The sequence below is a fragment of the Brachybacterium avium genome (genome assembly GCF_002216795.1).
GTDB classification, from domain to species: domain Bacteria; phylum Actinomycetota; class Actinomycetes; order Actinomycetales; family Dermabacteraceae; genus Brachybacterium; species Brachybacterium avium.
Map to the genome: position 1 here is coordinate 991,673 of NZ_CP022316.1, position 26,010 is coordinate 1,017,682.

A 26,010-nucleotide genomic window follows, 5' to 3' on the forward strand; every position below is an offset into this window, starting at 1 on the left:
ACGCTGCGGGCTCGGACGCGAGCCGCCTCACGGTACCAATCCAACCTCCGGGTCAGCGGGGAGCGGGGTCCTTCTGGTGAGGAGCCGGACACCCGATGGCGATGGGAGCGCCCTCGTCGAGCGTCTTGCCCAGGATCCGTCCCAGCTCGAGCAGGTCGTCGTGCCCGATGACATCCAGCAGCAGCGCCCGCACGGAAAGCACGTGCGTGGGAGCCGCCCGCACCAGCATCTGCTCGCCGGCCCGGGTGAGCTGGGCCTGACGGCCGCGGCCGTCGGCGGCGCATCGCACCCGCTCCACGAGGCCCCGCCTCTCCATGCGGCTGACGGTGTGGGTCAGGCGGGAGCGGGAGTGGACGACCTGGTCGGCCAGCTCCGACATGCGCAGGAACTTGTCCTCCGCCTCGGAGAGGCGCACCAGGATCTCGTACTCACCCAGGGTCAGATCGATCTCCGGATCGGACTGCAGGGCCTCGCCGAAGCGGTCGGTGAGCAGCGTGGTGGCGTACAGGAAGGTGCGCCAGGCCTCCTGCTCGGTGCTGGAGAGCCAGAGCTCCCTCGGCGTCGACATCCTGCCCTCACCACTTGACGTCGTGTCTTCCATCACGTTCTCCTCATTCCTAGGGCCCGATGCCTCGCATCATCCCCCAGTTTAGTTTATATTTCAAGCAAGACGTCGGTGATCGCGACCTGGTCACCCACCCCGATCCTCTCAAGGAGAACACCGATGAACGACCTCACTCCCGGCACCTGGACCCTGGACCCCACCCACACCTCCGCGAGCTTCACCGTGCGTCACGCGGGCATCTCCCGGGTCCGCGGCCAGTTCACCGATGTCGACGGCGCCCTCGAGGTCGGCGAGGGAGGCAAGGACCTCTCCTTCACCTCGACCCTGCAGACCGCCTCGGTCAGCACCTCCAACCAGGACCGCGACAACCACCTGCGCAGCGGTGACTTCTTCGACGCCGAGTCCTTCCCCGAGATCCGCTTCGTCTCCACCGAGGTCAAGGGCGAGACCGTCACCGGCGATCTCACCATCCGTGACACCACCAAGCCCGTCGAGCTGGACTTCTCCTACGAGGGTGCGGCCACCGATCCCTTCGGCGTCTACCGCGCGGGATTCACCGGTGCGACCACGATCTCCCGCAAGGATTTCGGCCTGACCTGGAATGCCGCCCTGGAGGCGGGCGGCGTGCTGGTCGCCGACGAGGTCAAGATCGTCATCGAGGCTGAGTTCACCGCCCCCGCCTCCGCCTGAGCCCGGCGTCCCGACTCCGGTCCCCTGGCCCGGAGTCTCGGCGCTGAGCGCCTCCGACGGGCCGTCCGCGAAGCGGGCGGTCCGTCGTCGTCCGGTCCGCCGCCGTCTGGCCTGTCGGAGCCCGGTCCGTCGTCATCCAGCCCGTCGCCGTCCGGTCCGTCGGAGCCCCGGAGCGTCCTCACCGCCGATAGGGTTCGCCCCATGAACGCTCCGCGCATCCCCTCCCCCCGCGACCCGGACGCCCGCGTCCTCTATCTCACCCGCGAGGGTTGCCACCTGTGCGAGGAGGCGCTGCCGGTGGTGCGGGCGGAGGCGGACCGCGTCGGCTCCACGGTGGAGGTGCGTGACATCGACGAAGATCCTCGACTGCAGGCCGACTGGGACTACGACGTGCCGGTGATCATCGTGGACGGCGCGGTCCACGCGAAGTACCGGGTCGAAGCGCAGCAGCTGCGCACGGCACTCGCCCGCCGGCCCTGGTGGCGCCGCCTGACCGGTCGCGCCTGACCCTCGGGACGATTCCCGGCCGGTCTGCTCGGCGGCCCCCGCCGGCTGGCACGGCCCCCGCCGGCCAGGAGGGATCGTCAGGTTCTGTTCCGGAAAGTGCCCGGAATTGGTACAGAATCTGACAATCCCCGCAGGGCGCTGGTGTGCGCGGGATGCTGGCGTGTGCGGGGCGCTGGCGTGCGCGGGGACCGCCGGGCCGAGGACAGGCCCCGTGACATGCGTCGGCCCCTGCCATCTGGCAGGGGCCGACGTGCCTCACGCAGCGATCACTTCTTGTTGCGACGCTGGTGGCGGGTCTTGCGAAGCAGCTTGCGGTGCTTCTTCTTGGACATGCGCTTGCGTCGCTTCTTGACGACAGAACCCATAGGTGCCTCTGTTCTGCAGGCTCACGCCTGCGGGATGGTGCAGCGGATCAGGTATGCGCGGCCCGCGGAGACTGCACGAAACTCGTGCGGGCCCGACGCCACGGTCGACCAGCCATTCTACACTGCCATGCCGAGCCCTCAGCCGTGCGCGAGTGCGAGATCTCTCGCAGCATCTCGGGCCAGGACGAGCTCTGCGGCGACGGGTTCGACCACATGTTCCTGCGCCGAGGCGCGCACCCGTGCCAACAGCACCCGGCGCGCACGGCGACGGTGCCACCTTCCGACCAGGGCCGCGACCACCCCTCCGGCCAGGCCGATCAGCAGTCCCGCGGCGATCCCGAGCACCACCAGCACCGTGGGCAGCGGGATCGGGATCCACAGCTCCTGGACCATCGGCATCGGCGGTGGGGGCACGCCCAGGAAGGCCAGCAGCGCGTTCAGCGCCAGCCATCCCAGCCCCACCACCCAGGTGAGCAGGGCGAGCCACTGCAGCACATCCAGCACCGGCCACCACCACGAGGTGGTCCTCGCCCGCAGATCGGCCCCGGCGACCGCCTGGTCGAGCGCATCCGGAAGGAGGTCCTCCCCTTCGCGGGCGGCACCGCGCACGGCCGCCCGCCAGGGATCGCTGCCGCCGGCGGAGGCGGCGTCGGCGAAACGGCGCACCCCGCCCGAGGCTCGGGCGCGGGCGGCGGCGTCGGGCTCCGGCAGGGAGGTGCGCTCGAGCCCCTCCCCGTCGCGCCCGCGGCCGATGCCGAGCCGGCTCAGCGGATCCGGCCGGAAGCGGCGGGCCCAGCGCAGCGGCGGCCATCCCACCTTCGCGGCGGCGCGGAAGCGGTAGGAAGCACCGACGGCGCGGGCGACCGGTTCGACGCGCGCGGCCGTGGCGAGGTCCTGGACCAGGGCATCGATGTCCGCGAGCGCCGGCTGCTCCGTCATACCCGTCGGGTCCGCCGCCTCCTGCAGGGATTCGGCGGCCCCGCGCACATCGGCACGATGGCGCGAGGCGATGGCTTCGCGGCTGCGGGCGATCGCGACCAGGTGCTCCCGCAGTTCCTGGACACCGTCCCCGGTGCTCGCGGAGGTCGCGAGCACGGGAGCCTGGTCGAGCCCGTCGGCGCGAGCGAGAGCCTCGAGGGAGGCGAGCACCGGGGCCCGCTCGTCCTCGCGGATCCGATCGACCTGGTTCAGCACCAGCACGGTGACGGCGTCATGCCCGGCGAAGGGGCGCACGAACTCCTGGTGGATCACGGCATCGGCGTACTTCTGCGGGTCGGTGACCCAGACGATCACGTCGACCAGCCCGGTCATCCGCTCGGCGATGGTGCGGTTGGCGCTCTCGACCGAGTCGAGGTCCGGCAGGTCCAGCAGCACGATGCCCGGAGTGTCGGAGGCATCGGGGGGCGTCGCTCGGCGCGCACGACGACCGGCCGGCCGCCTGCGAGCGGCTGCGGCGAGTGCGGTGTCGGTCTCCTCGAGGTGATGACGCTCCTCCACCTCGAGCCAGTCCAGCAGGGCGTCGCTGCCGCGCTCCCCGATCACCGCGGCGACCGGCGAGGAGGTGGTGGGCCGACGCACCGCGGCGCGGGTGATCTCGGCGCCGACCAGAGCATTGACCAGGGAAGATTTACCGGAACCGGTGGCCCCGAACAGGCCGATCACGGTGTGCTCGGCCGAGAGTGCCCGGCGGTTGTCGATGCGCTCCAGCACGCTGCGGGACTCCTCGACGGCGCCGCCGGGTGCCACCCCCTCGAGCAGCGAGGTCGCGCGGGTGAGCGCCTCGATCCTCTCGGACAGCGGGGCCGGTCCCTTCGCGGAGCGGCTCAGCAGCGGACTCATGCGTCCTCCCTGATGTCGTGGGCGAGCTGGGTGAGGGCTGCGGCGTCGGCGTGCAGCTGCGCGGCCGCGCCCTCCACGCCGAGGTCGTCGAGCCGGTCGAGGAAGAGGGCGGAGCGCCCGGCGACCAGGGCGTCGAGCCGGTCGGTGAGCCGCTGGCGGGCGACCGTCGCCATCCGCCGCACCGCCTCGTCGCCGAAGATCGTCTCCAGCAGCTTCTGGCCGACGACGGCGGTCGCCGCCCCGGCCCCGACCTCCAGACCGGTGGGGACGAAGGCGGTGGAGGCGAACACCACCACCATCAGCGCCACGCCCACCGCGTTCACGCCGAGCGAGAGCAGCCGCGCCTTCGTGCGGCGATCGGCGCCCTCGGCACGGACCAGCTCCAGCACGTCGCCCTGCCAGGCCCGGATCGCGGCGGAGACCTCCTCGGCGTAGCCGTCGGGGAGGCGGGAGAGGTCGCGCCCCTCGGCGAGGTGCCGGCCGGCAGGGGTGGAGCGCCAGGCGGCATCGGCCAGTTCCGCGCCGCGGGCCGTCTCGTCGATCACCACGTGCACCAGGCCGGTGCCCAGCGCCTGCTCGGCGGCGATCGCCGGCGCGGGCTTGCCGCCGACCATCTGGCCGAGGCGGTCGCGGGCACGGGTCACCAGGGATTCGACGCCGCGGAAGAACTCGCCGGTGCCGACCACGTCCTGCCAGCGGGCGAGCACCTCGCCGCGCAGCAGCGAGCCGTCCCCGAGGGCGTCGTCGATCCGCTCGCGGGCCCCGGAGAAGGAGGCGACCGCCTGCTCGCGCAGACGCTTCCGCTCGGCGTCCTGGACGGCGGCATGCTCGGCGAGATCCGTCGCGGAGCCGGCCAGGCCGTCGATCGCCCCGGCCAGGGTGCGGCGCGCGATCCGGCCGCGGCCCTCGCCGTCGGCCGCGAGCTGGGCGAAATGGTCCCGCAGCTCGGTGATCACGGCGGGCGGCAGCATCCCCTCGGGGTCGATCTCCGTCTCGGGGACCAGGAACAGCCGCTCCACGTCGACGCCCTGGCGCTCGAGCATGCCGCGCAGGTCCTCGGCGAGCTCCTCGGCGACGCCCTCGCGAGCGGGGATGCGGTTCATCACCACGTCCACGGTCACATCCCGCTCGGCGGCGGTGCGCAGCACCTCCCAGGGCACGGCATCCGCATAACGGTTGGCGGTGGTGACGAACAGCCACAGGTCCGCGGCCCGCAGCAGCTGGCGGGCCAGCTCCCGGTTGCCGAGGGCGACCGAGTCGATGTCCGGGGCGTCCAGCAGCGCCAAGCCCGGTGGGACCCGCGTCTGCCCGTGCAGCTCGAGGGAGGTCGCCGGATCCACGTCTCCGGTGGTGTCCCCCGCCCCGGGCGCCTCGGGATCACGCCGCTGACCGGCATGGACGCGGGCGAGGCCCGGCAGGATCCGGGTGCCGGTGAACCAGGGCTCATCGGCGGGGTGGTGCAGCAGCACCGGGCGCCGCGTGGTGGGCCGGATCGCGCCGGAACGACTCACGGGATGGCCGACCAGGGCGTTGATCAAGGTCGATTTGCCGGCGCCGGTGGAACCGCCGATCACCACCAGCAGCGGGGCGTCCAAGGAGTCCAGGCGCGGGATGACATGGTCGCTGAGCTGCGAGAGCGCTGCGGCGGTCTCCGCCCGGGCCTGCTCAGCACCCTCGACGGGCAACGGCAGCTCGAGGGCGCGCAGATGCGCGGCGAAGGCGTCGAGCACTGCGGTGGTCCCGGTCATCATGTCTCCCCCTCGATCAATGCGCGCGTCTCTCGTGCGTCATTGTGGCAGGATCCGGCCACGGCGCCGGCGCGGGTCAGCCCGCGGAAGGCTCAGTCCAGGAACGGATCCAGCCCCCACTCGGGGAAAGCGGCGCGGCGCGCGGCCTGGACCGCTCGGTCCAGGGCGTCCTCGGGATCGAAGCCCCGCTCCCAGTCCCGCACCGCCAAGGGGCGCCCGTCCCCGAAGGTGAGGATCCCGGGCTCCGGGGAGAGCCCGTGCTCCGCCCGCGCGGTCGCAGCCGCGGCAAGGAAGGCCTCCGGCAGCGGGGCCGTCGCCTCGATCGCTTCCCCGGTGACGATCGCGATCAGGTGCGCCCAGGAGCGCGGCACCACGTCGATCACCGCATATCCGCCGCCGCCGAGCGCGAGCCAGCGGCCGTCGCAGACCTCCTCGGCCAGCTCCCGCATCAGCAGCATCACCTCGCGCTGCGCCTCGAGGGTGATCGAGAGGTCCGCCAATGGGTCCAGCCGGTGGCTGTCGGCGCCGTGCTGGGTGACCAGCAGCGTCGGCCGCACCGCCCGCACCAGGGCGGGGACGGTGGCGCCGATCGCGCGCACCCAGCCGTCGGCCGTGGTGCGCGAGGGCAGCGGCAGGTTGATCGCGGTGCCCGGGGCGCCGGGGCCCCCGGAGTCCTGGACGAACCCGGTGCCGGGGAACAGTCGCTCCCCGGTCTCGTGGACCGACAGGGTGATCGCGCGCGGCTCGTCCCACAGGATCCGTTCCACCCCGTCGCCGTGGTGCACGTCGACGTCCACGTACATCACCCGCTCCTCCCCCGCGTCCAGGGCGTGGCGGATCGCGGCGGCGGCATCGTTGTAGACGCAGAAGCCGGAGGCCGAGGACGACTTGGCGTGGTGCAGTCCGCCGGCGAAGTTCACCGCTCGCCGCACCCGGCCGGAGCGGATCGCGTCGACCGCAGCGAGGGAGCCGCCGACGATGCGGGCCGAGGCGGTGTGCATCCCGGGGAAGGGCGGGACGTCGTCTCCGCCGAGGCCGAAGCGGAGCAGCTGATCGAGCTCCTCGGCGCGCATCTCCTTCAGCGGCCGCGAGGCCCGCCTGACCGCTTCGATGTATGCGGGTTCGTGCACCAGCGCGAGCTGCTCGTCGGCGGCGACCGGGGCCGGCAGGATCTCCACCCCCGGCCGCTCCAGCAGACCGGCGCTGCGGGCGAGCTGACGGGTGAGGTCCAGACGGATCGGGGCCATCGGGTGGTAGGGGCCGAAGTCGTACTCGCACAGCGCGTCGTCCCACACGATCCCGGCGGGCACCATCGGGTCGGCGCCGTCGGCAGGGACGACGGCGGGGACGGCGACGGGAGGCGGGAGCGCAGCATCGGGCATGGGTCGAAGCGTACCCAGGGTTCGTGGCCATCGCCGCTGTCGATCCTCCCGCATCCGGCCGCCGTGCCGTATCCCGACCGCGATCAGCCGTAGACTGCCGCGGACCGCGACCGGCGGTCACGGCCCGGCACGAGGAGCACCATGAGCACACCCGGCAGACGCGCCGCCCAGCGGCGCACCCGGCCGCTCGGCACCCCCGTGCGCCAGCCCGAGTGGAAGCTGGCGCTGCACTCCCTCACCCGGGCCACTCCGCCACGGATCGCGCTCGCCATGTTCACGGCGCTGATCGTCGCGTTCACCGCGCTGCTGTCGCTCCCGGCGGCGACCACCGACGGGGTGCGCACCGACCTCACCGACGCGCTGTTCACCGCCGTCTCCGCGATCTGCGTGACCGGGCTGGTCACGGTCGAGACCGGCGTCCACTGGTCCACCTTCGGCCTCACCGTCATCATGATCGCGATCAAGCTCGGCGGGCTCGGGCTGATGACCGTCGCCTCCCTGCTGAGCCTGTCGGTGATGCACCGCCTGGGGCTCGCCCAGCGCGTGATCACCGCCCAGGAGACCCGGGCCGAACGGCTCGCGGAGGTCGGCGGGGTGCTGCGGATCATCCTCATCACCTCGACCCTCTTCGAGGCCATCACCTTCGTGGCCCTGACCCCGTACATGGTCATCACCGAGCACGGGATCGGGCATTCGATGTTCCTGGGGCTGTTCTACGCGATCAGCGCCTTCAACAACGCCGGTTTCGTGCCCGAGGCGGCCGGCACCGCGCAGTACGTCGCCGATCCGTTCTTCACCATCCCGATCGGGCTCGCCGTGTTCGCGGGGTCACTCGGCTTCCCGGTGATCCTGGTCGTGGTGCGCAAGCTGCGCACCCCGCGCAAGTGGAGCGTGCACGCGAAGCTCACGCTGACCACGACCGCCCTGCTGTTCCTGCTCGGCTTCGTCGGCTTCCTGACGCTGGAATGGTCCAATCCCGCGACCTTCGGCGACCGGCCCTTCGCCACGAAGCTGCTGGGGGCCGGCTTCGCGGCGGTGATGCCCCGCTCAGGAGGCTTCGCGACCATCGACGTGGGGCAGATGACCGCCGAATCGCGCCTGCTCACGGATCTGCTCATGTTCATCGGCGGCGGCTCCGGCTCGACGGCCGGAGGCATCCGGGTGACCACGTTCGCGCTGCTGATGCTCGCGATCTGGGCAGAGGTCCGCGGCAACCCCGATGTGGAGGTGTTCGGCCGCCGCATCCCGCAGGAGACGATCCGCCAGGCCATCGGCGTGCTGGTCATGAGCGCCACCACCATCTTCCTCGCGACCTTCCTGATGCTGCGGATGACGCCCTACACGCTGGACCAGACGGTGTTCGAGGTGCTCTCGGCCTTCGGCACGGTGGGGCTGTCGACGGGAATCACCACCTCTTTGCCCACCGAGGCGAAGTGGGTGCTGATCACCTGCATGTATGTCGGCCGACTGGGCCCGATGACCCTGGGCGCCGCCCTCGCCGTACGGACCCGGGTGCGGATGATCCAGCTTCCGTACGAGCGCCCGATCGTCGGCTGAGGCACCGCCTGCTGCCGGAGCATCTAGACTGTGCCCGCCCCGCTCGCGGCCTCTCCGCGATCCCCCTTCCTGAGGAGCAGACATGGCACGCAATACGCGCGATGAGGGCGTGCTGGTGATCGGACTGGGGCGCTTCGGAGCGTCGATCTCCCTGACGCTGGAGAAGCTGGGCACCCAGGTGCTCGCGATCGACAGCAACGAGGAGCTGGTGCAGAAGTACTCCGGCCAGCTCACCCATGTGGTCCGGGCCGACGCCACCCAGCCCGAGGTGCTCGACCAGATCGGCGCCTCCGACTTCTCCATGGCCGTGGTCGGTGTGGGCACCACGGTCGAGTCGAGCGTGCTGATCGCCGCGAACCTCGTGGACCTCGGCAATCCGCTGATCTGGGCGAAGGCGATCTCGGTGGCGCACGGCCGGATCCTGCAGCGCATCGGCTGCCACCACGTGGTCTATCCCGAGGCCGACGCCGGCAAGCGCGTCGCACACCTGGTCAACGGGCGCCTGATGGACTTCATCGAGTTCGACGACGACTTCGCGATCGTGAAGATGCGACCGCCGCACGAGGTGCAGGGCATGACCCTCGCGGAGTCCGACATCCGCCAGCGGCACGGCGTGACCGTGGTCGGGGTGAAATCCCCCGGCAAGGACTTCACCTATGCCGTCCCCGAGACGATGGTGGCCGCGCACGACCTCCTGATCGTCTCCGGCCGCACCGAGCTGATCGAGAAGTTCTCGCACCGCAACTGAGCCGGCGGCGACTCACCGGCCATCCTCTCCTGGACGCTGCCGCTGGGGAGGTCAACTCGTGAGCTCGCGTGACCTGCGGGCGGCGGCGTCCATCGCCGCGGCCAGCCCGGCCCGCACGCCCTCGCGCTCGAGTGCGGCGTAGCCCTCGGCGGTGGTGCCGCCGGGACTGCACACCCCGGCCTTCGCGACGGCGGGGTGCACTCCCGATTCCAGCAGCATGGTCGCCGCTCCGCGCATCGTCTGCTGGACGAGGGAATCGGCGAGGTCGCGCCTCAGCCCCTGGCGGACGGCCTCCTCGGTCATCGCCTCGATGATCGCGAAGGCGAACCCGGCGAGCGATCCGGCGGCACCGATGAAGGCGTGGACCTGCTCCTCGGTGATGTCCACCGCGACGCCGGCCCGGGCGAACAGCGCATGGATCAGCTGGTGCTGGGCATCGGTGACGGAGCTGCCGCGCATCAGGCCCACGGCGCCCTCCCCCACCGAGATCGGCGTGTTCGGCATCGCCCGCACCACGGCGCGGCCCGCCGCGAGGGTGTCCTCGAGCTGTGCGAGGGTGGTCCCGGCGGCCAGGGAGATCATCACGGCGTCGGCGGGGATCAGGTCCCGCAGCTCGGTGATCAGGTCGAGGATCTGGTACGGCTTGACCCCGAGGACCACGACATCGGCGTCCGCGAGCGCGTCCTGGCGCGAGTCCGCGGCGGTGGCGCCGACCTGTTCGGCGGCGCGGCGGCTGCTGTCCGCACTGGTGTTGGCGATCCGCAGGCGGTCGGGCCGCACCCCGGCGTCGAGCATGGTCGCCGCGACCGGCCCGCCCATGTTGCCGGCGCCGATCACGGCGACCGTCACCGCGGCGAGGTCCGGCCCCGAGGGCTGTGCGGCGTCGGGGTCCTGGGTCTGAGCAGTGGTGTCGTCCATGCGTCCCAGGGTACGGGCGGTGGGGTCAGTTGTCGGCGGCGCGGCCGGGTCGAGTCTGCACAGCGGTGATCCTGCGCTTCTCGAACAGGACCAGCAGCTGCACGAGGAGCACCCCGGCCACGGCGATCCCGAGCAGGCCGATCCAGCCGGCGCTCGGGGGAGCAGGGAGCCGTCCGTCGTCTGCCAGGGCCACAGGCTGCGCAGCGCCCCGATCATCACGCCGGCCAGCACCACCATGGTGCCGCGATGATGGCGGAGCAGCAGGTGCCGCATCAGGCGCACGATCACGACCAGGCCCACCAGGGCCCAGAGGCCGAACCAGGCGATATATCCCAGGTCCCGCTCGTCCACGGCCTGCAGCGTGGGCTGGTAGAGGCCGAGGCTCAGCAGCAGGAACGATCCCGAGACGCCCGGCAGGACGAGTGCGCACACCGCGATCGCGGCCGCCGGGGCGACGATCCACGGGCTCGGTGCGAGCGCCGTGGTCGGCAGCGAGGTGAGCGCCAGTCCTCCGAGCGCACCGGCCGCGAAGAGGAGGAGCTCGGGCAGTCGCCATCTCCCGCCGGACAGCCTCACCGGCACCAGCACGGACCCGGCCACGAGCCCGAGGAACAGGGCACGCATGGCTTGCGGGTAGGTCTCCACCAGCTGGCCGATCGGACCGGCGACGGTGAGCACCGCCACCGCCATCCCGATCAGCAGCGGGATCACCAGGCGCCAGGAGACGGCCGCGAGCTGCTTCCGCGCGGCCGGTACCCGCTGCGGACCGGTGACCAGGACACGGACTGCGGCGGTGACGTGGTGGCCTGAGTCGATCAGCTCGTCGTAGATCCCGGTGACCAGCGCGACCGTGCCACCGCTGACACCGGGCACGGTCTCCACGACCCCGATCAGCGCACCTCGGAGCAGGTTGCCGATCAGCGAGCGGCGGCAGGGGCGGGGGGCTCCCTGCCCCGGGTGCGGGATGACGGGGCTGCTGGGCTGGGTGGCATCCGTCATGGCAGCAGGATACCGGTCGGCCGCAGGGGATCCGTTCAGCGCCGGGGTCCCCAGTGCGGGGGCACGTCCTGGGCGAGGCGGGCGTCGTTGGATTCATCGGCCCCGGGCTCCGGGGAGTCCTCCTCGACGCGGTCGGGGAGGATCGGCCGACGGTTCTGCGCGGCCGGGTCCCCCGACGATGAGGGGTCCGGTTCATCCCAGGGGATCGGTCTGCCGGTCACCGAGGAGATGACGACGCGACCAGGGGGCCTGGCCGCTCCGCCGTCGGCCGCTCGGCGGCCGGTCCCGGCGGCGTTCATTGGCGTTCCTGGTAGCGACGGATGGCGCTGGAGACGGAGACGTCCAGCAGCACCGAGCGCTGCTCGAAGCCGAGGAAGCTGCGCACCTCGGTGGCCAGGTGCTCCTCGAGGCGGGCACGGCCGTCGGAGCAGATGTACTCCACCACCGCATCGAAGTCGTCGCTGGAGTAGAAGGACAGCGGGTGACCGGCGGGGATCTGGGGCCTGGGCAGACGATGGCGGATGGTGCCCACCCCCGTCGGGGAATCCGAGCTCTCCTCCGCCTGGACCAGGCGCAGCGCCCGGTCCACGGCGCGCCGGATCCGCTCGGCCTCGCCGTCGGGGTCGATGAACAGCGCCCAGGACCATACCCGCTCGGTGGCCCAGCCCGCGGCCTCGAGTCGCTCGGCCCGCAGCCGGTCGCGCTCGCGCTGGCTGGTGGTGTCGACGTAGTGCGCGCCGTCGGTGTCCACGGCCAGCAGCATCCGGCCGGGCATGTCCGGGTGGCCGAGCGCCAGCTCGATCCGGTCGCCGGAGAGCCCGAAGTCGCGCTCGACCAGCAGGCCGAGGCGGAAGAGGCGATCGGCGAGGTCCTGCACCAGGGCGTCGGTCTCCAGGGCGCGCGGCTCACGGAGCTCCTCGGGCGACGGCGCATGCTCCGCGTCCGCCTCCGGCGGCTCCGCCACCTGTTCGCTCGCGTCCTGCGCGGACGCCTCGGACTCCGCGGCCACGGCGCCGGATCCAGTGTCCTCGTCGGCGGGAGCGTCCTCGGCGGAGCCGTCCATGGGGCCGGCATCGTCCGGGGAGCCGGCGGAGCGGCGGGCCATGGCGGCCTCGATCGCCGCGTCCAGGTCCTCGTCCGTCATCTCCGCATCGCCCCGGGCCTGCTGCTCCGCATCGTCGGGCGTGCCGGGAACCGGCGTTCCCTCCGGGACCGCGGTGGCGGGGGCGGGCCGCGCCTCCTGCGGCTCGGGCGGGGCGATCTCGTCCTCGCTGCCGGTGAGCGCGGCGACGTGCGGGATCACTGGGACATCGGGGCCGCCCTGGAGCACCCAGAGCATGGCGCGCAGGTCGCGGGCACCGTCGGAGCGCAGCCGGGCATGGTCGAGGTCCTGCACCCCGATCGCGGAGACCACGGTGGTGCGGCCGCGGGCACGGGTGATCACGGTGGCCAGGGCCTTGCGTCCGCTCGCCTCGGAGAGGGGGCCGAAGCGGTGCAGCAGCCGCCCGTGCGGAGTCTTGCCGAAACCGACCGAGACGATGATGTCATCCCGCACGACGGCGGTGGCCTGCTCCGCCGGCAGGACGGTGAAGACCTCGTTCGCGCCGGGATCGAAGTAGTCGCGCAGGGCCGGGATCACCGAGACGGTGTTCATGATCCGCTCCATCAGCCGGCGAGCATGATCCTCGGTGAAGGTCAGCACCGCCAAGGAACGCTCGGGACGGGTGCGGGCGTGCTCGATCACCAGATCGGTCACCCGGCGCAGCTCGGCCTCCGTGCTCTCGACGTACTCCATGCCCTCGGTGACCAGGCCCCGCCCGTTCTCGACCATGACCAGGCGATCCTGCTCGGGGGCGATGGGGCTGGGAACGGCGATGACCTCGCCGGCCAGGGCGCGCCGCTGGGCGAAGCCCCGCAGCCCCTCGGCGGCGGGGTGCGGATCCCGCAGGATCTCGGCGTGCGGGGCGATCTGCAGCATGTCGTCCAGCAGGCTGGGCGCGGAGTCCCCGCCGTACTCGAGCGGGTCCCCGACCACGACGGTCTGCTCCCCGCGGACGATCGAGGGCAGGGCGGCGGCGGTGGGCAGGCGTCCGCCGTCGGCGACCACGACCACGTCGAAGTGGCGTCCGCGCGGGATCACCTGAGGCACCAGATACGGGGAGGCGAGCCACGCCGGGCGGGCCGCGAACAGGATGTCCTCGTACTTCGCGGCGAGGTCCCGGATGGAGACCGTCGAGGAGCGGGCGAGCTCTGCGATCGCGGAGCGGGAGGTGTCCGGGTAGGCCTTCATGGTCTCGACCCTGGTGTCGTCGGCGGCGGCATGGACGCGAGCGGCGGCACGGGTGACGTGCTCCGCATCCAGCCTCCGGAACCGTTCGGCCACCTGGGACAGCGAGGTCCCGTCGTACTGCGAGATGGTCGGCTCCGCGCCCGCGATCAGCTCCAGGACGCTTCCCCACCAGGCCAGCTCGAGCTCGGCGCCGACCAGCTCGCGGTCCACGCGGCGGGCGCGGAGATCCTCGACCAGGTCCCCGAGCCCGTCGAAGCTGAGGCGGCGCAGCAGCTCGGTGCGGCGCGGGAGGGTCTCGAGATCACCGCGGTCGGCATGCAGGGCCTCGACGCGTCGCTCGAGCTCGCTCAGCTCGGTGCGGGCGAGGTCCGCGCCCGAGGTCGTGCCGTCCAGCAGCACGGCGAGCTCGTCGAGCACCTTCTCGGAGCGGGCCGCGGCGCGATGGACGGCGCCGAGGTCGCTGGGCAGTGCGGGGCGCGAGAGCGTCGTGGTGGCCTCGGCGGATTCCTGCGCCTCCCCGAGCGTCGCCCGCCGCCAGTCATCGGCGACCTTCCTCGCCTCGGTGAGGTCGTGGTGGAGATCCGGGGACAGCGCAGCCGGGCGCTGCAGCGCGCCGGCGTCCTTGCGCAGGCGCCGCCGCGTGCCGAAGCCCATGGACACGCCGCGCTCCTCGCGCCAGCGTCGGTCCGCGGTGGCGGCGACGAGGTCTGCCAGCGGGGCGGAGAACACTGCCGCCTGGAAGGTGTCCAGCAGGGTCCGCACCCGATCGAGCAGGGCGAGGCGCTCCTGCAGCTGGTGCAGGGTGGTGGGCTCGGTGAGACCGAGCTCGCCGCCGCTGCGGGCACAGGCCCGGCGCAGCTGCGGCAGCACGTCCGTGCGCAGCTCATCGATCAGCTCCGCGGCGCGGGCGGCCTGGGTGTCGCTGCTGATGGGCGCGCCGTACCAGGCCGTCATCTCCGGCCCGCTGGTGAGCACGCCGACCTCGGCCGCCTCCCGCAGCGCGTCGACGAAGCGATCCCGTTCGGCGCCGATCATCTGGGCGGCGACGTCGGCCCGCAGGCGCACCTGCGTGCGCGGTGCCGGGCTCAGCCGCGTCAGCGCTGCCAGTGCGGAGATCGCCTCGTGCGCGGAGGCGTCCCAGGGATGTTGGAGGCGATGCATCGCCTCGACGTGGCCCACCAGGATGTCCCGGCTCTCGCCGAGTTCTGCGGGAGCGATGTCATCGGGCCCCAGGCCGTGGGAGCCGGCGCGGCGCAGGCTGCGCAGCAGGGCGGCGGAGGCGTTGCGCTGCAGCGACGGGTCCGGTGAGAGATCGAAGACGAGCTCCTCGAGGTCGCGTCGGCCGGCGATCTCGACCAGCTGGGCGAGGTTGCGTCGACGCTGGGAGACGATCAGGACGGAGCGGCCGCGGGCGTTGAGCTCCTCGGCGAGGTCGATCACGAGGTCGAGGCTGGTGGTGCCGGGCGGGGTGGCGACGGCGAGGTCCTGGCCGGCGAGCACCCGGGCCAGCACTGCGCGGTGGCCGGGATCGACAGCCGCGACCAGCTCCTCCTCGGGGATCTCGGGGACCTCCTGCTCCGCCTCCTGGCCACGGACCACGGCCCGGGCAGATTCGTCGCCGGCGAGTGCGGCCACCAGCGGGGAGGCGGCCCAACCACCCAGGTCGGCATCCAGGTCCTCGGCGACGGAGCCGGCGGCGTCCATCAGGTTCCCGACCACCAGGGCGTGGAGCACGCGGAAGCCGGGCAGCGGCTGGCCGAGCGAGCGGAAGGCGTCGAGGACGGGGTTGGGGTCGAAGCCGTGGGCGCCGTCAGTGGTGGCCAGCAGTGCGCGGGCGTCGACCGCGACGCCGGCCTCGCGCAGAGCGCGCAGCAGCACCGGGTTGAGGTCGGCGGTGGCGTCGACCTCGAGGTCGACGTCCTCCCGGGCGTTGCCCCGCAGACGCAGCGTGATCGGTCGCACCAGCACGGGGGCGTGGATCGGGGCGGAGCCATCCTCGGGGTACCAGATCGCCTCGCCGATGCCGAGGTGACAGGTGGTCAGGCCCACCTCCTCCGCGTGACGCTCGGCGATCTCCCGGATGGAGCGGGCGTGGGCGCGGGCGTCTGCCAGTGCACCGACCTCCCGCACCAGCGAGGAGAGCCGGGTGGGGCCGCGACCGGCGAGCAGCTGGGCCAGGCCCGAGGGATGGGAGTGGGTCAGATCCAGCACCACTCCCCCGGCCCGGATCTGGGTGAGGAACGAGGGGGCGTGGACCCCGCCGGTGATCTGCTGGGACCAGCGGTCCAGGGCGTCGGCGACGCGGTCCTCCCGGCTCAGCGGACGATGCTCGCGCGGCGTGGCCGGCAGGTCGTCCTCATCCTGCCCGGGCGCGATCCCGGCGCCGATCTCCTCGGCGTGCGGATCCAGGACCACCTCGTACCCGCCGGTCGCCCGCGACGGGCCGGAGCCGGCGCGGGAGGCGTCGGCGTCGGCGCCGTGGCCCGCACTGTCGGGGGCGGCGGCGCGCTGGTCCGCGGCCGCTCGTGCGGCCCCGGCCCGGTCCTCACGACGCTCGCTCGCCAGGGCCGACAGGGCGTCATGACGGGCGGCGGCGTCCTCACCCGGACGCTCCGACCGCTTCTTCCCACGCAGGAAACTCCACATGGGCACCCACGCTACCGGCGCGGGGACCCCTGCTCGTGCAGGCGTGCCGTACCTCGCCGACCGGGCCTGCTCACATCTGCCGGGCGCAGCCGCCGGGAAGGGTCTCAGACTTCGTGCAGCCGTACCGAGGACTCCTCGAGATGGGCGCGGAGCGCGTCCGGGACGGGGCCGGTGATCACCAGGTCGGTGAGCACCGAGACCGGGCAGATGCCGGCGAGCGCACGGTGGCCGATCTTGTCGGCGGTGGCGAGCCCCACCACCCGGCGGGAGTGACCGATCATGATCCGGGTGACCCCCGCCTCCGCATCGGAGTTGCAGGTCAGTCCGGCATGGAGATCGAGCCCGACGGTGCCGACGAACATGGTGTCCAGCCAGAGATCGCGCATGGTGGCGGTGGCGAGCGGGCCGGTCAGCTCGAAGGAGTACGGCTCGGCGACGCCACCGAGGACGACCGTGCGCACCGAAGGGCGCAGCACGGCCTCGGTGGCGATGTTCAGGGCCGCGCAGACGACCGTCAGCCCGGGGGTGCCGTCCCGGGAATCGATGTCGGGGCGGGCCACGGCGCGGCGTGCAGTCGCGGTGGTGGTGCGGCCGCCGTTGAAGCCGATGATCTGGCCGGGCTCGACCATCACGGCCGCCCGTTCGGCGATACGCTCACGCTGCGCGGAGTCCTCGTCGGCGCTGCGGGGCACGGTCGCCAGGGAGTAGGCGACGTCGACCGCGACGATCCCGCCATGGGTGCGCCGCGCGAGCTGGGCGCGCTCCATCTCCATGAAGTCGCGCCGGACGGTGGACTCGCTGACCCCCAGCTCCCGTGCGACGTCGGCGACGCTGAGGCGCTTGGTCGAGGCGAGCAGGGTGAGCACGTGGTCCCACCGGGCGCTGCGATCCATGGGTGCTCTGCGGGGCCCGGAGATCTCCGGCCCCTTTTCGTCAGATCTTGAATTACGCAGATTCACGCAGCAAGTATTGCGCACTCTGTCATGAAATGGGTCGATCTCGCGCAAGAACCGTCAATTTTGCCGTTGTGCGCGGAGCACATTTGAGACACCGGGCAGCCTCGTCATACGTTGACTCCGTCGCCCCGGACACGGGGCGGTTCCGCGAACGAGAGGATATCCATCATGGGTTTCGATGACGCGCTGAACAAGGCCAAGAGTCTCGCCTCCGAGAACCCCGAGCAGGCCGAGCAGATGCTCGACGCCGCGGGTGAGCAGATCAAGGATCGCACTCCGGACAATGTCGATGGCCAGGTCGACAAGGGCGTCGACGCCGCGCGCGACAAGTTCGGGCTCGGCGGCGAGGACGACAAGGACAAGGACGACTGAGTCCCGACCCCTCGCGACTGAGCACTGAGGAGCCCCCGACGCGATCGCGTCGGGGGCTCCTCAGTGTGTCGGGCCTCGACCCCTGGCCGGACCGGTCGCGGGGCAGGTCAGTCGCGGCGGCGCATGATCGCGTAGCCCGCGACCGCGACGACGAGGACGATCACCGCGAGGCCCCCGAGCAGCACCGGCATCGACAGGCCGCCGTCCTGCTCGGACTGCTCCGCGGCCTCGGACTCGCCCTGGGCCGACGCGTCACCGGTGGCGGTGGGGAGCTCCTGCGGGGACTCCTCGGAATCCTCCGTGCTCGCGCCGCCCCCGTCGCTCGGTCCCGCGACGGCGTCCTCCTCGGCGGCGGGGTCCTGCTCGACGGTGAGCGTCAGGGTGCCCTCGATCGGGTGGCCGTCGCCGGAGACGACGCGCCACTGGATGTCGTAGGTGCCGACGGGCAGCGGCTCGGGCAGGGTCGCGGTGGCGGTGGGGCCCTCGACGGCCGGAGTGACCTCGGCGACCTGGTCCCCGGACTCGTCGGAGACCCGCACCAGCGGGCTGACGTCGAGGATGTCGGCGGAGAAGGTGAAGACGACCGCCTCGGGTGACGTCTCCAGAGTGGAGCCGTCGGCCGGATCGGTGCTGAGCAGGGTGTCATGCGCCTGCGCGGGCGCCGGCAGAGCGAGCATCGCGGCGAACAGCAGGGCGACGCACACGGCGAGCGCGGAGGTGGAACGAGCTGCGGAACGACTGATCACTGAGGTCACCACAGCAGGCTACGCCAGCACCCTGAGCACCAGATCATGCCTTCGCTCACAGCCGTGGCAGCTCCACATGATGGCGCAGCACGGGCAGCGCGGCGCGTGCGGCCTCGACCTCCTCGAGGTCGAGGTCCACCAGCAGCAGCCCGGGCTCCCGCCCGAGCTCCTGGCGGATCCGACCCAGCGGGCCGACGACGGCGCTGCGACCGATCCCGCGGGCGGCGGGGCCGGAGTAGCTCGGGGGCGGCGACTGGTCCGCGGCGAGGACGACGGTGGTGGAGTCCAGGGCGCGGGCGCGCAGCAGCAGCTGGAGCTGTTCGCGCTTGCCGGGCCCGTCCTTCCAGGCCAGCGGGAGCAGGATCGCCTGGGCACCGTGCTGGGCGAGCGCCGTGAACTGCTCCGGGAAGCGCACGTCGTAGCAGGTCGCGACCCCGAACCGGGTTCCGGCGAGATCGAAGGTGATCAGCTCATCGCCCGGGGCGACGGTGCGGGACTCATCCGCGCCGAAGGCGTCGAAGAGGTGGATCTTGCGGTAGTCGAGATGCGGGTCCCAGTTCGGGCCGCGCACGATCACGGTGTTGTGGACCCGCCCGTCGTCGGTGGGGGTGAAGGAGCCGGCGACCACCACCACGCCATGCTCCTCGGCGAGCTCCTGGACCACCTGGGCGAACTCCTCGTGGTGCGCCACGGCGGCCGCGCGCAGGTCCGTGCCGAAGGGGGTGAGGGTCGCCTCCGGCAGCAGCACCAGGTGGGCGCCCTCCTCGGCCGCCTCGGCCACCGCGGAGCGCACGGTGTCGAGGGTGGCCCTCACCTCCTCGGAGACCTCGATCTGAGCCAGCGCGATGCGCGGACCGGCCACGCGCCGCACCTGTGCGAGAGCGTCCGGGGTGTCGATGTCCGCGCCCTCCGCGCCGGTGGCCGGCAGCGTCACCAGCTCCTGATCGGCCAGCTGCGCGTACAGCCGGCGCAGGCTGAGGTCGGCCCAGCCTCCCTCCGCACGCTCGACCGCGGTCAGTGCCGCGCGCAGCCGGCCCAGCGGCCAGGCGGCACCGAGGAACTGGAGGTGGCCGTCCTCCGCCTCCAGTGCCGCGACGCTCGAGCTCTCGGCACTGGCGGCGGCGAGCGCCGCGAGGGTCTCGGGGCGCAGCATCGGCATGTCGCCGCCGAGCACCAGCACGGTCGCCTCGTCGGCGCCCTCGGAGAACTCGGCGACCCCCCGCTCGAGCGCGGCCAGCGGGCCCGACCTGGGCGGGTCCTCGAGCACGAAGCGGGCTCCGTGGCGCTCGGCGAGCACGTCCCCGTCCTCGCCGCTGGGACCCACCACGATGCGGCGGCCGACGGGGGCGGCGCGCAGCACCCTCTCCAGCGCGCTCGCCCCGGCGATCGGCAGACGCGTCTTATCGGTGCCGCCGAGGCGCGAGGACGCACCTCCGGCCAGGATGATCGCGGCGACGGTGGCGGAGGTCTCGTGCAGCTGGCTGGACATGCTCAGATCCTGCCACGGAGCGCTACCATGTTCGAGGCCCTTCGTCGCTGCATCGCGCGCTCGGGCCGGATCGCCCCCGTAGCTCAGGGGATAGAGCACCGCTCTCCTAAAGCGGGTGTCGCGCGTTCGATTCGCGCCGGGGGCACGAAGGAATAGCAGGTCAGGGCAGCAGTGCAGCCGTGCCGCCGAGCCGGGCCGTGATGCCGGCCGCCGCCTGCCCGCACGCATCGCGCAGCTCGTCCAGCCGCTCCCGGTCCACGCGATATCGCGGGGCCGCGATCAGCAGCGAACCGACGAGATCGCCCCGATGATCCCGCACCGCGGCAGCGATCCCCACCTCGTCGGGGACGGTGAGCCCGTCGTTGACGGCGCACCGCTCGTCGTCATCGCGGGAGAGCGCGGCCAGAGCCTCCTCGTCGGTATCGAGACGCTCCAGGGCCGTGGCGCGGGCCTCTCCGCTCATCTCCCGCAGGAAGATGCGCACGGAGCTCGAGGCCGGCGTCGCGTAGCGGGTGCCGAGCTCGACCGCGTGCTTGACGGCGCGCCGGGAGGGCACCTGCTCGACGGTCGCCGCGCCGTCGCCGTCCCACAGCAGCAGGGAGCTGGTCTCCCCCGTCGCCTCGGTGACCTCGGCGAGCACCGGCGCGGCGGCGCGGCGGATGTCCAGATCGGACAGCAGCGAGCCCGCGACCTGCAGCAGGCCGAGGCTCAGCCGGTACTTCTGGGAGTAGGGATCCCGCTCGACGAGTCCCTCGGACTCCAGCGTCGGCAGCATCCGGGAGACCGAGGACTTGTGCAGCCCGACCTGCTCGGCGATATCGACCACGCCGAGCACCGGGTGCTGGGCCGTGAAACAGCGCAGGATCGCCATCGCCGTCGCGACGGGGGATCCGCTGCGCACGGGGCTCTCGTTCCCGGTGGTGCTCGCCATCGCCTCTGCCCTCCCTGTGACCCGCTGGACGTCCGTGGATCCTACGCGTCCGCCGCACGACGGGCCTCGAGCGCCCGCCGAAAGGAGCCGAAGCCGCTCTGGTCGAAGGTGCCCGGAGGTCCCCAGATCACCACGACCCGCAGCGATCCCTTGCCGATGTTGGCGAGGTCGTGCGGGGTGGCCGCCGGGCTGCGGAGACTGTCGCCGGGTCCCAGCTCGAAGCTCTCGCCGTCCTGACGGATTCGGGCCCTTCCTTCCGTGACCAGGTAGAGCTCCTCGAGGGGCGGGTCGTCGTGGGTGTGCATGCCCTCGAAGGCACCGGGTCCGAGCGTCCAGGTCTGGACAGCGGCCATGAGCTGTGAGTCACCCGCGAAGTGGTGCTCGACGCTCAGCGGCCCCCGACCCCCGTGCATCGCGAACTCGACGGCGTACCGGCCTCGGCGGTCGACGGGGTCCATGGGCTGCCTCCTGAGCAGTCGCGGTCATCGGGGGTGACGGCGGGCCCGGCAGCTCGACCGGGCTCCGCCGTCGTCCCCGCCCGGTCAGGCCGGGATGATGTTGTACTCGGGGCCGAAGGGGAACTTCGTGATGTTCTCGACGCCGTCCTCGCCGACCACGAGGATGTCGTGCTCGCGGTAGCCGCCCGCTCCGGGCTGTCCCTCGGGCACGGTGATCATCGGTTCCATCGAGACCACCATGCCGGGCTCGAGCACGGTGTCGATGTCCTCGCGCAGCTCGAGGCCCGCCTCGCGGCCGTAGTAGTGGGACAGGACGCCGAAGGAGTGGCCGTAGCCGAAGGTGCGGTTGGGCAGCAGCCCGTAGCCGATATAGATCTCGTTCAGCGCCGCGGCGATGTCCTTGCAGACGGCTCCGGGCTTGATCAGCTCGAGGCCGGCACGGTGCACCTCGACGTTGACGTTCCACATCCGCAGGGACTCCGCGTCGGGCTCGCCGAAGAAGAGCGTGCGCTCCAGGGCCGTGTAGTAGCCGGTGGGCATCGGGAAGGCGTTCAGCGAGAGGATGTCGTGCTCCTGGACCTCCCGGGTGGTGGCCCAGTTGTGGGCGCCGTCGGTGTTGATGCCGGACTGGAACCAGACCCAGGTGTCCCGGATCTCGCGGTGCGGGAAGGCCTTGGCGATCTCGTGGGTCATCGCCTGGGTGCCGGCGAGGGCGACCTCGAACTCCTTGACCCCGGCGTGGATCGCGTCCTTGATGGCCTGGCCGCCGATGTCGCCGATCCGGGCGCTCTCGCGGATCACGGCGATCTCCTCGTCGGACTTCAGCATCCGCTGGCGCATGGCGGCCTGGGAGACGTCCACCAGCTCCGCCCCGGAGAAGGTGTCCTGGAGCTGCTGGCGGATCAGCTGGGGGACGGTGTCGTCCTCGATGCCGAGTCGCTTCGGGCTCTTCACGCCGCGCTGGGCGAGGGCCTGCTGGAGCGCGAAGTAGTAGTTGTCGCGCTGCCAGTCGGTGTAGACGAGGTTCTCGCCGTAGCTGGTGCGCCAGGGCATCCCGGCGTCGATGTTGGCGCTGATGGTGCAGGTGTCATCGGCGGTGACGACCATGCCGTAGTTGCGTCCGAAGTAGGTGAACAGGAAGTCCGAGTAGTACTTGATGCCCTGGTAGCTGGTGAGGATCACGGCGTCGAGGTCCTTCTCGGCCATGATCTGACGCAGGCCTGACAGGCGGCGCTCGAACTCGGCGTCGGAGAACGTCAGCTGCTGCTTCTCGCCGATGTGCAGGGTCTTCAGGCGCTCCAGCTCGGAGACGGAGCTCGCGGTGGCGGGGGTCGTGGTCATGGGGTGCTCCTATCGGGGTGCCGCCGGTGGGCGGCCATCGGGTGCGGTGGCGTCTTTGCCTCACAGCTCCTGAATTGCATTCAGCGCAACCGTGTTGCATTCATTGTGTGCCGCGTGGTGGGTCACGTCAAGGGGTGCCGAGCTCCCGGCGCAGATCCGTCGCGAGAGCCTCGGTGACCTGCTCGAACAAGAGCTCCCCCTTACGGGCGTCGGAGCCGTCGGGGGCGGAGAGGCACCCGGTCTCCGGGGTGCGCTCGGCGACGACCGGCAGCCGGTCGAAGCGCGGCAGGCTCGCCGGCGGATGGCTCACGGCGCGCTCCATCTCGACCAGCTCGGGGCGCAGGTGCAGCATCAGCGAGGTCTCCAGGACACCGCCGTGCTCGATGTCCCAGCCGGGAAAGCCCTTCGGATACACCTCGGCCAAGGTCGCCTCCGAGACGTAGTCCCAGTAGGACAGCAGCAGCACCGAGGGCGTCGACCCTCCCTCGCCCGCGATCCCGGCCGCCCGGACGTCGCCGAGCGCGAGATCCGCCGCCTCGTAGAGGAACTGGTAGTTCTCGAAGTGCCCGTTGAGCACCACCACGTTCGCCACGCCCTGGGACAGGAAGCCCGCGAGCACGCAGCGTGCCTGGGCGATGAGGGCGGCGGCGTCCAGGCTGATGGTGCCGGGAAGATGGTCGCCCCCGCCGGACTTCTGCTGGGACTTATAGCCGTAGGCGAGCGGCTCGGCGACCTTCGCCCCGGTGCGCGCCGCCACCGCCTCGGCGATGGTCGTGGACAGCAGGGCGTCGGTCCCCATCGGCAGATGGGGGCCGTGCTGCTCGAAGGCCCCGGCCGGCACGATCACGGTGGCGCCGCCCCGCGCCACCCAGTCCCGATAGCGGTGGGCATCCAGGTGGGCCAGCCGGACCGGCTGCTGCGCTGCGGTGTCAGGCACTCTCTCGCATCCTCTCGTCAGGGTTTCTCGGCATAGGGGTTCTGGGGTTCGGTGAGGGTGCCCGCGCCGACGCCGCGTCGCGGGTCGGGGCGGGGGATCCCGTCGGCATCGACGGTGTCATCCTCCGCCCGGCGCTTCGGATCGTTGATCTCCTTCTCCAGCCGCCGCACGAACTTGTTGCGAGCCCTCAGGCGGCGGACGAGGTTGATGATCATCAGCAGGATCACGAAGGAGAACGGGAAGGCGCCGATGATGGTGCCGGTCTGGACGGTGTCGACGACGTTCACGCCGCCGAGCGCGAGCAGCAGCACCGCGACCGTGCCGATGCTGGCGACCAGGACCACACGGAAGAGGGGGCCGGACTTCTTCGGGGCCGAGACGAACTCGGCGAGGGCATAGGTGCCCGAGTCGAGGCTGGTGACGTAGTAGGTGGCCACCAGGATCGTCGCGATCACCAGCAGCGGGCCACCGACCACGGGGATCATCCCGAGCATCGAGAAGAGCCCGGCGGAGGTGTCCTCGGCGACGTCGGCGGAGACGCTGCCGCCGGAGAGGTCGTCGTAGTAGGTACCGGCTGAGCCGATCACAGCCACCCACACCATCACGATCAGGGTGGGGATGACGGTCACTCCCAGGACGAACTCGCGGATCGTCCGGCCGCGGGAGATGCGGGCGATGAATCCGGCGACGAAGGGCGAGAAGGCGATGACCCAGCACCAGATGAAGACGGTCCAGATCCCGTTCCAGCTCTCCGACCAGTCCCCGAGCGGCGCAGCGGCGGTCTCCGCTCCGGTCCAGAAGCTCATCGGGATGAAGTGGGAGAAGAAGGACCCGAAGGTCTGGGAGAGGTTCGACAGGATGTACACAGTGGGACCGAAGACGAAGACGCCGATGACCAGCACGATGCTCAGCACCGAGTTCAGTTCGCTGATGCGCTTCATCCCCTTGTTCACGCCCAGGAAGGCGGAGAGGGCGGTGAGCCCGCCGAGCACCACGATGACGACGAACCAGACGGCGGGACCGGAGAGGATCCCGGTGAAGGAGGTCAAGCCGGAGCTGAACTGCATCGCGGCGAAGCCGAAGGAGGTGGCCAGACCCAGAACCGTGGCGATGATGGCGAGCAGCTCGATGACGACTCCGGCCGGCCGCTGGACGCGCTCCGGGAGCAGATCGACGGTCGCCTCACGGAAGGTGAGGGTCTTGCCGAGGTTGTGATGGGAGTAGGCCAGGCAGATGGCGACCACGCAGTACATAGCCCAGGCCGTCAGCCCCCAGTGGAAGTACGTCCACACGATGCCGCCCTGACCGGGGTTGCCGGCATCCGCCACCACCGGAGCGCCGTCCTGCAGCAGGATCGGTTCGGCGATCGACCAGAAGATCAGGCCGATCCCCTGGCCGCAGGCGAAGAGCATGGAGTACCAGGCGAACTTGCCGTGCTCGGGCCGGGCCTTGGGGCCGCCCAGTCGGATCGAGCCCATCCTGCTCAGGCACAGCCAGGTGCACACGCCGAAGGCGATCAGCGAATAGGCGACGAACCACCAGGTGAATCCGCCGGTGACGAAGGTGCGCAGGCGGCCGATTACCGCCGCGGCGCCATCGGGGTCCGCGATCACCGCGATCACCGCAGCGAGGATCAGCAGCGGCGGCAGCACCATGATGATCCCGCGGTCCAGCGGCGGGATCAGCCGGCCGCGGAAGCGCGGGAGGACGACAGTGCTGCCGCGCTCCGCCTCGGCACCCTCCTCGCTGGCCGTGACGGTGGGGGCGGCATCGACCGGCTCCCGGTCGTCGTCCGGCGGAGAGCTCTCGTGGTCTGTGGAATCGGATGTAGGCATCTGGACGTCCTCCAACGGCGCTGTTGTGGGCTGGCTCCCCGGTGGGACGGGGTCGCAGCTCCTTCCGACGACCTGTTGCATCATGGGCAACTCGGTTGCGGCACATCTTTGCAGTGACCGGCCTCACGGTCAACCCTCCGACGGCACCCGTGCGTGCTCTCCACAGCACGGGCGCCGCGGCGCTCACATGGGCTCCTTGACCCCTCGTCGGATCAGCCACGCGTTGACCGGATAGCTGCACAGGAAGCCGAACACCATGGCGATCTGCATGAAGAACCAGTAGGCGGGGGTCGACGGCGGCGCATGCCCGTCGAGCCAGTGCGGCAGCACGGCGAGCTGGACGATCGCCATGAACCCGATCATCCCGACCTGCCAGGCGGCGATGGAGGCCACGTCCGCCTTCAGCGCGGCGAGGAGCCCCTGGACGAGTCCCAGCTGGCGCATGGGCGCGATCGCGAAGTACTGCAGGACCACCCCGAACACGAAGGCCAGGACGGTGCCGACGACCCAGCCCCCGTAGACCTCGTGACGCAGCAGCGCGACCGGCACCAGCGCGGGCAGCAGCGCCATCAGCACGTCCGCGGCGTGGTCATCGGCACCTCCTGCGCCCCCGGGTTCGGGTCCTCGGGTCACGCCCCGATCATCTCGAGGACCGCCGCGCGAGGGAAGTCCCCGATGGGCGAGGCGGCCA

General features: G+C 71.7%; 22 protein-coding genes and 1 tRNA gene. 6 read left to right on the forward strand and 17 right to left on the reverse strand.

Annotation, left to right across the window (positions count from 1 at the left end; translation table 11 throughout):
- Positions 1-52: 52 nt before the first annotated feature.
- Positions 53-601 (reverse strand): MarR family winged helix-turn-helix transcriptional regulator, encoded by a 549-nt coding sequence (locus tag CFK39_RS04545; RefSeq protein ID WP_089064462.1) that lies wholly within the window; start codon positions 599-601, stop codon positions 53-55.
- 123 nt (positions 602-724) lie between these two features.
- On the opposite strand from CFK39_RS04545, the gene CFK39_RS04550 reads away from it, so the two are divergent.
- Both CFK39_RS04550 and CFK39_RS04555 read left to right on the forward strand, forming a co-directional pair.
- Positions 725-1,255, forward strand: a complete 531-nt coding sequence (locus tag CFK39_RS04550; RefSeq protein WP_089064463.1) for a YceI family protein — start codon at positions 725-727, stop codon at positions 1,253-1,255.
- A gap of 201 nt (positions 1,256-1,456) precedes the next feature.
- Complete coding sequence (locus CFK39_RS04555; RefSeq protein WP_089064464.1) at positions 1,457-1,762, forward strand: glutaredoxin family protein; 306 nt, start codon at positions 1,457-1,459, stop codon at positions 1,760-1,762.
- A 266-nt stretch (positions 1,763-2,028) separates the two neighbouring features.
- Here the strand turns inward: CFK39_RS04555 and CFK39_RS04560 are convergent, their stop codons facing one another.
- The 4 genes from CFK39_RS04560 to CFK39_RS04575 form a co-directional block, all read right to left on the reverse strand.
- Entirely contained in the window at positions 2,029-2,127 is a 99-nt protein-coding gene (locus CFK39_RS04560; RefSeq protein WP_019174583.1) for a 30S ribosomal protein bS22, read from the reverse strand.
- Positions 2,128-2,265: 138 nt separating this feature from the next.
- Complete coding sequence (locus CFK39_RS04565; RefSeq protein ID WP_089064465.1) at positions 2,266-3,966, reverse strand: dynamin family protein; 1,701 nt, start codon at positions 3,964-3,966, stop codon at positions 2,266-2,268.
- On the reverse strand, positions 3,963-5,717 hold the full coding sequence (locus CFK39_RS04570; RefSeq protein WP_089064466.1) for a dynamin family protein: 1,755 nt from the start codon (positions 5,715-5,717) through the stop codon (positions 3,963-3,965). Before CFK39_RS04570 ends, CFK39_RS04565 begins: the two co-directional genes overlap by 4 nt.
- Before the next feature lie 89 nt (positions 5,718-5,806).
- A complete protein-coding gene (locus tag CFK39_RS04575) occupies positions 5,807-7,096 on the reverse strand; it encodes an acetoin utilization protein AcuC (RefSeq protein ID WP_089064467.1) in 1,290 nt (429 codons plus the stop codon).
- Positions 7,097-7,237: 141 nt separating this feature from the next.
- On the opposite strand from CFK39_RS04575, the gene CFK39_RS04580 reads away from it, so the two are divergent.
- Positions 7,238-8,653 (forward strand): TrkH family potassium uptake protein, encoded by a 1,416-nt coding sequence (locus CFK39_RS04580; protein WP_089064468.1) that lies wholly within the window; start codon positions 7,238-7,240, stop codon positions 8,651-8,653.
- An 82-nt stretch (positions 8,654-8,735) separates the two neighbouring features.
- Positions 8,736-9,401 carry a potassium channel family protein gene (locus tag CFK39_RS04585; protein WP_089064469.1) on the forward strand — a complete coding sequence of 222 codons (666 nt, stop codon included), beginning with the start codon at positions 8,736-8,738 and terminating at the stop codon, positions 9,399-9,401.
- A 51-nt stretch (positions 9,402-9,452) separates the two neighbouring features.
- Here CFK39_RS04585 and proC read toward each other — a convergent pair whose 3' ends face one another.
- The 4 genes from proC to CFK39_RS04605 form a co-directional block, all read right to left on the reverse strand.
- Entirely contained in the window at positions 9,453-11,318 is a 1,866-nt protein-coding gene (gene proC / locus CFK39_RS16700; RefSeq protein WP_245822916.1) for a pyrroline-5-carboxylate reductase, read from the reverse strand.
- Positions 11,319-11,353: 35 nt separating this feature from the next.
- The gene (locus tag CFK39_RS16145; protein WP_157697061.1) at positions 11,354-11,617 is read right to left on the reverse strand and encodes a hypothetical protein; all 264 of its coding nucleotides are present in this window, start codon (positions 11,615-11,617) and stop codon (positions 11,354-11,356) included.
- Positions 11,614-16,254 (reverse strand): DUF4011 domain-containing protein, encoded by a 4,641-nt coding sequence (locus CFK39_RS04600; RefSeq protein WP_157697062.1) that lies wholly within the window; start codon positions 16,252-16,254, stop codon positions 11,614-11,616. Before CFK39_RS04600 ends, CFK39_RS16145 begins: the two co-directional genes overlap by 4 nt.
- Before the next feature lie 104 nt (positions 16,255-16,358).
- Positions 16,359-17,147, reverse strand: a complete 789-nt coding sequence (locus CFK39_RS04605; protein ID WP_245822917.1) for a DeoR/GlpR family DNA-binding transcription regulator — start codon at positions 17,145-17,147, stop codon at positions 16,359-16,361.
- 231 nt (positions 17,148-17,378) lie between these two features.
- Here CFK39_RS04605 and CFK39_RS04610 point away from each other — a divergent pair, with 231 nt between their 5' ends.
- Positions 17,379-17,582, forward strand: a complete 204-nt coding sequence (locus CFK39_RS04610; RefSeq protein ID WP_089064472.1) for an antitoxin — start codon at positions 17,379-17,381, stop codon at positions 17,580-17,582.
- 107 nt (positions 17,583-17,689) lie between these two features.
- On the opposite strand, the gene CFK39_RS04615 is transcribed toward CFK39_RS04610, so the two are convergent.
- Positions 17,690-18,337: a copper resistance CopC family protein gene (locus tag CFK39_RS04615; protein WP_245822918.1), complete on the reverse strand. Its 648-nt coding sequence runs from the start codon at positions 18,335-18,337 to the stop codon at positions 17,690-17,692.
- Between the two features lie 46 nt (positions 18,338-18,383).
- Positions 18,384-19,817, reverse strand: coding sequence for a nitrilase-related carbon-nitrogen hydrolase (locus CFK39_RS04620; RefSeq protein WP_089064473.1), 1,434 nt, complete (start codon positions 19,815-19,817; stop codon positions 18,384-18,386).
- 72 nt (positions 19,818-19,889) lie between these two features.
- On the opposite strand from CFK39_RS04620, the gene CFK39_RS04625 reads away from it, so the two are divergent.
- Positions 19,890-19,962 (forward strand) — tRNA-Arg (locus CFK39_RS04625).
- 15 nt (positions 19,963-19,977) lie between these two features.
- Here CFK39_RS04625 and CFK39_RS04630 read toward each other — a convergent pair.
- The 6 genes from CFK39_RS04630 to CFK39_RS04655 form a co-directional block, all read right to left on the reverse strand.
- On the reverse strand, positions 19,978-20,748 hold the full coding sequence (locus CFK39_RS04630) for an IclR family transcriptional regulator (protein ID WP_089064474.1): 771 nt from the start codon (positions 20,746-20,748) through the stop codon (positions 19,978-19,980).
- A 41-nt stretch (positions 20,749-20,789) separates the two neighbouring features.
- Entirely contained in the window at positions 20,790-21,206 is a 417-nt protein-coding gene (locus CFK39_RS04635; RefSeq protein ID WP_089064475.1) for a cupin domain-containing protein, read from the reverse strand.
- A gap of 84 nt (positions 21,207-21,290) precedes the next feature.
- The gene (locus CFK39_RS04640) at positions 21,291-22,547 is read right to left on the reverse strand and encodes an aminopeptidase P family protein (protein ID WP_089064476.1); all 1,257 of its coding nucleotides are present in this window, start codon (positions 22,545-22,547) and stop codon (positions 21,291-21,293) included.
- 127 nt (positions 22,548-22,674) lie between these two features.
- Positions 22,675-23,484: a creatininase gene (locus CFK39_RS04645; RefSeq protein ID WP_089064477.1), complete on the reverse strand. Its 810-nt coding sequence runs from the start codon at positions 23,482-23,484 to the stop codon at positions 22,675-22,677.
- A gap of 17 nt (positions 23,485-23,501) precedes the next feature.
- Positions 23,502-25,319 (reverse strand): BCCT family transporter, encoded by a 1,818-nt coding sequence (locus CFK39_RS04650; RefSeq protein ID WP_218192265.1) that lies wholly within the window; start codon positions 25,317-25,319, stop codon positions 23,502-23,504.
- Between the two features lie 183 nt (positions 25,320-25,502).
- Positions 25,503-25,952: a DUF4396 domain-containing protein gene (locus tag CFK39_RS04655; RefSeq protein ID WP_157697063.1), complete on the reverse strand. Its 450-nt coding sequence runs from the start codon at positions 25,950-25,952 to the stop codon at positions 25,503-25,505.
- Positions 25,953-26,010 lie beyond the last annotated feature (58 nt).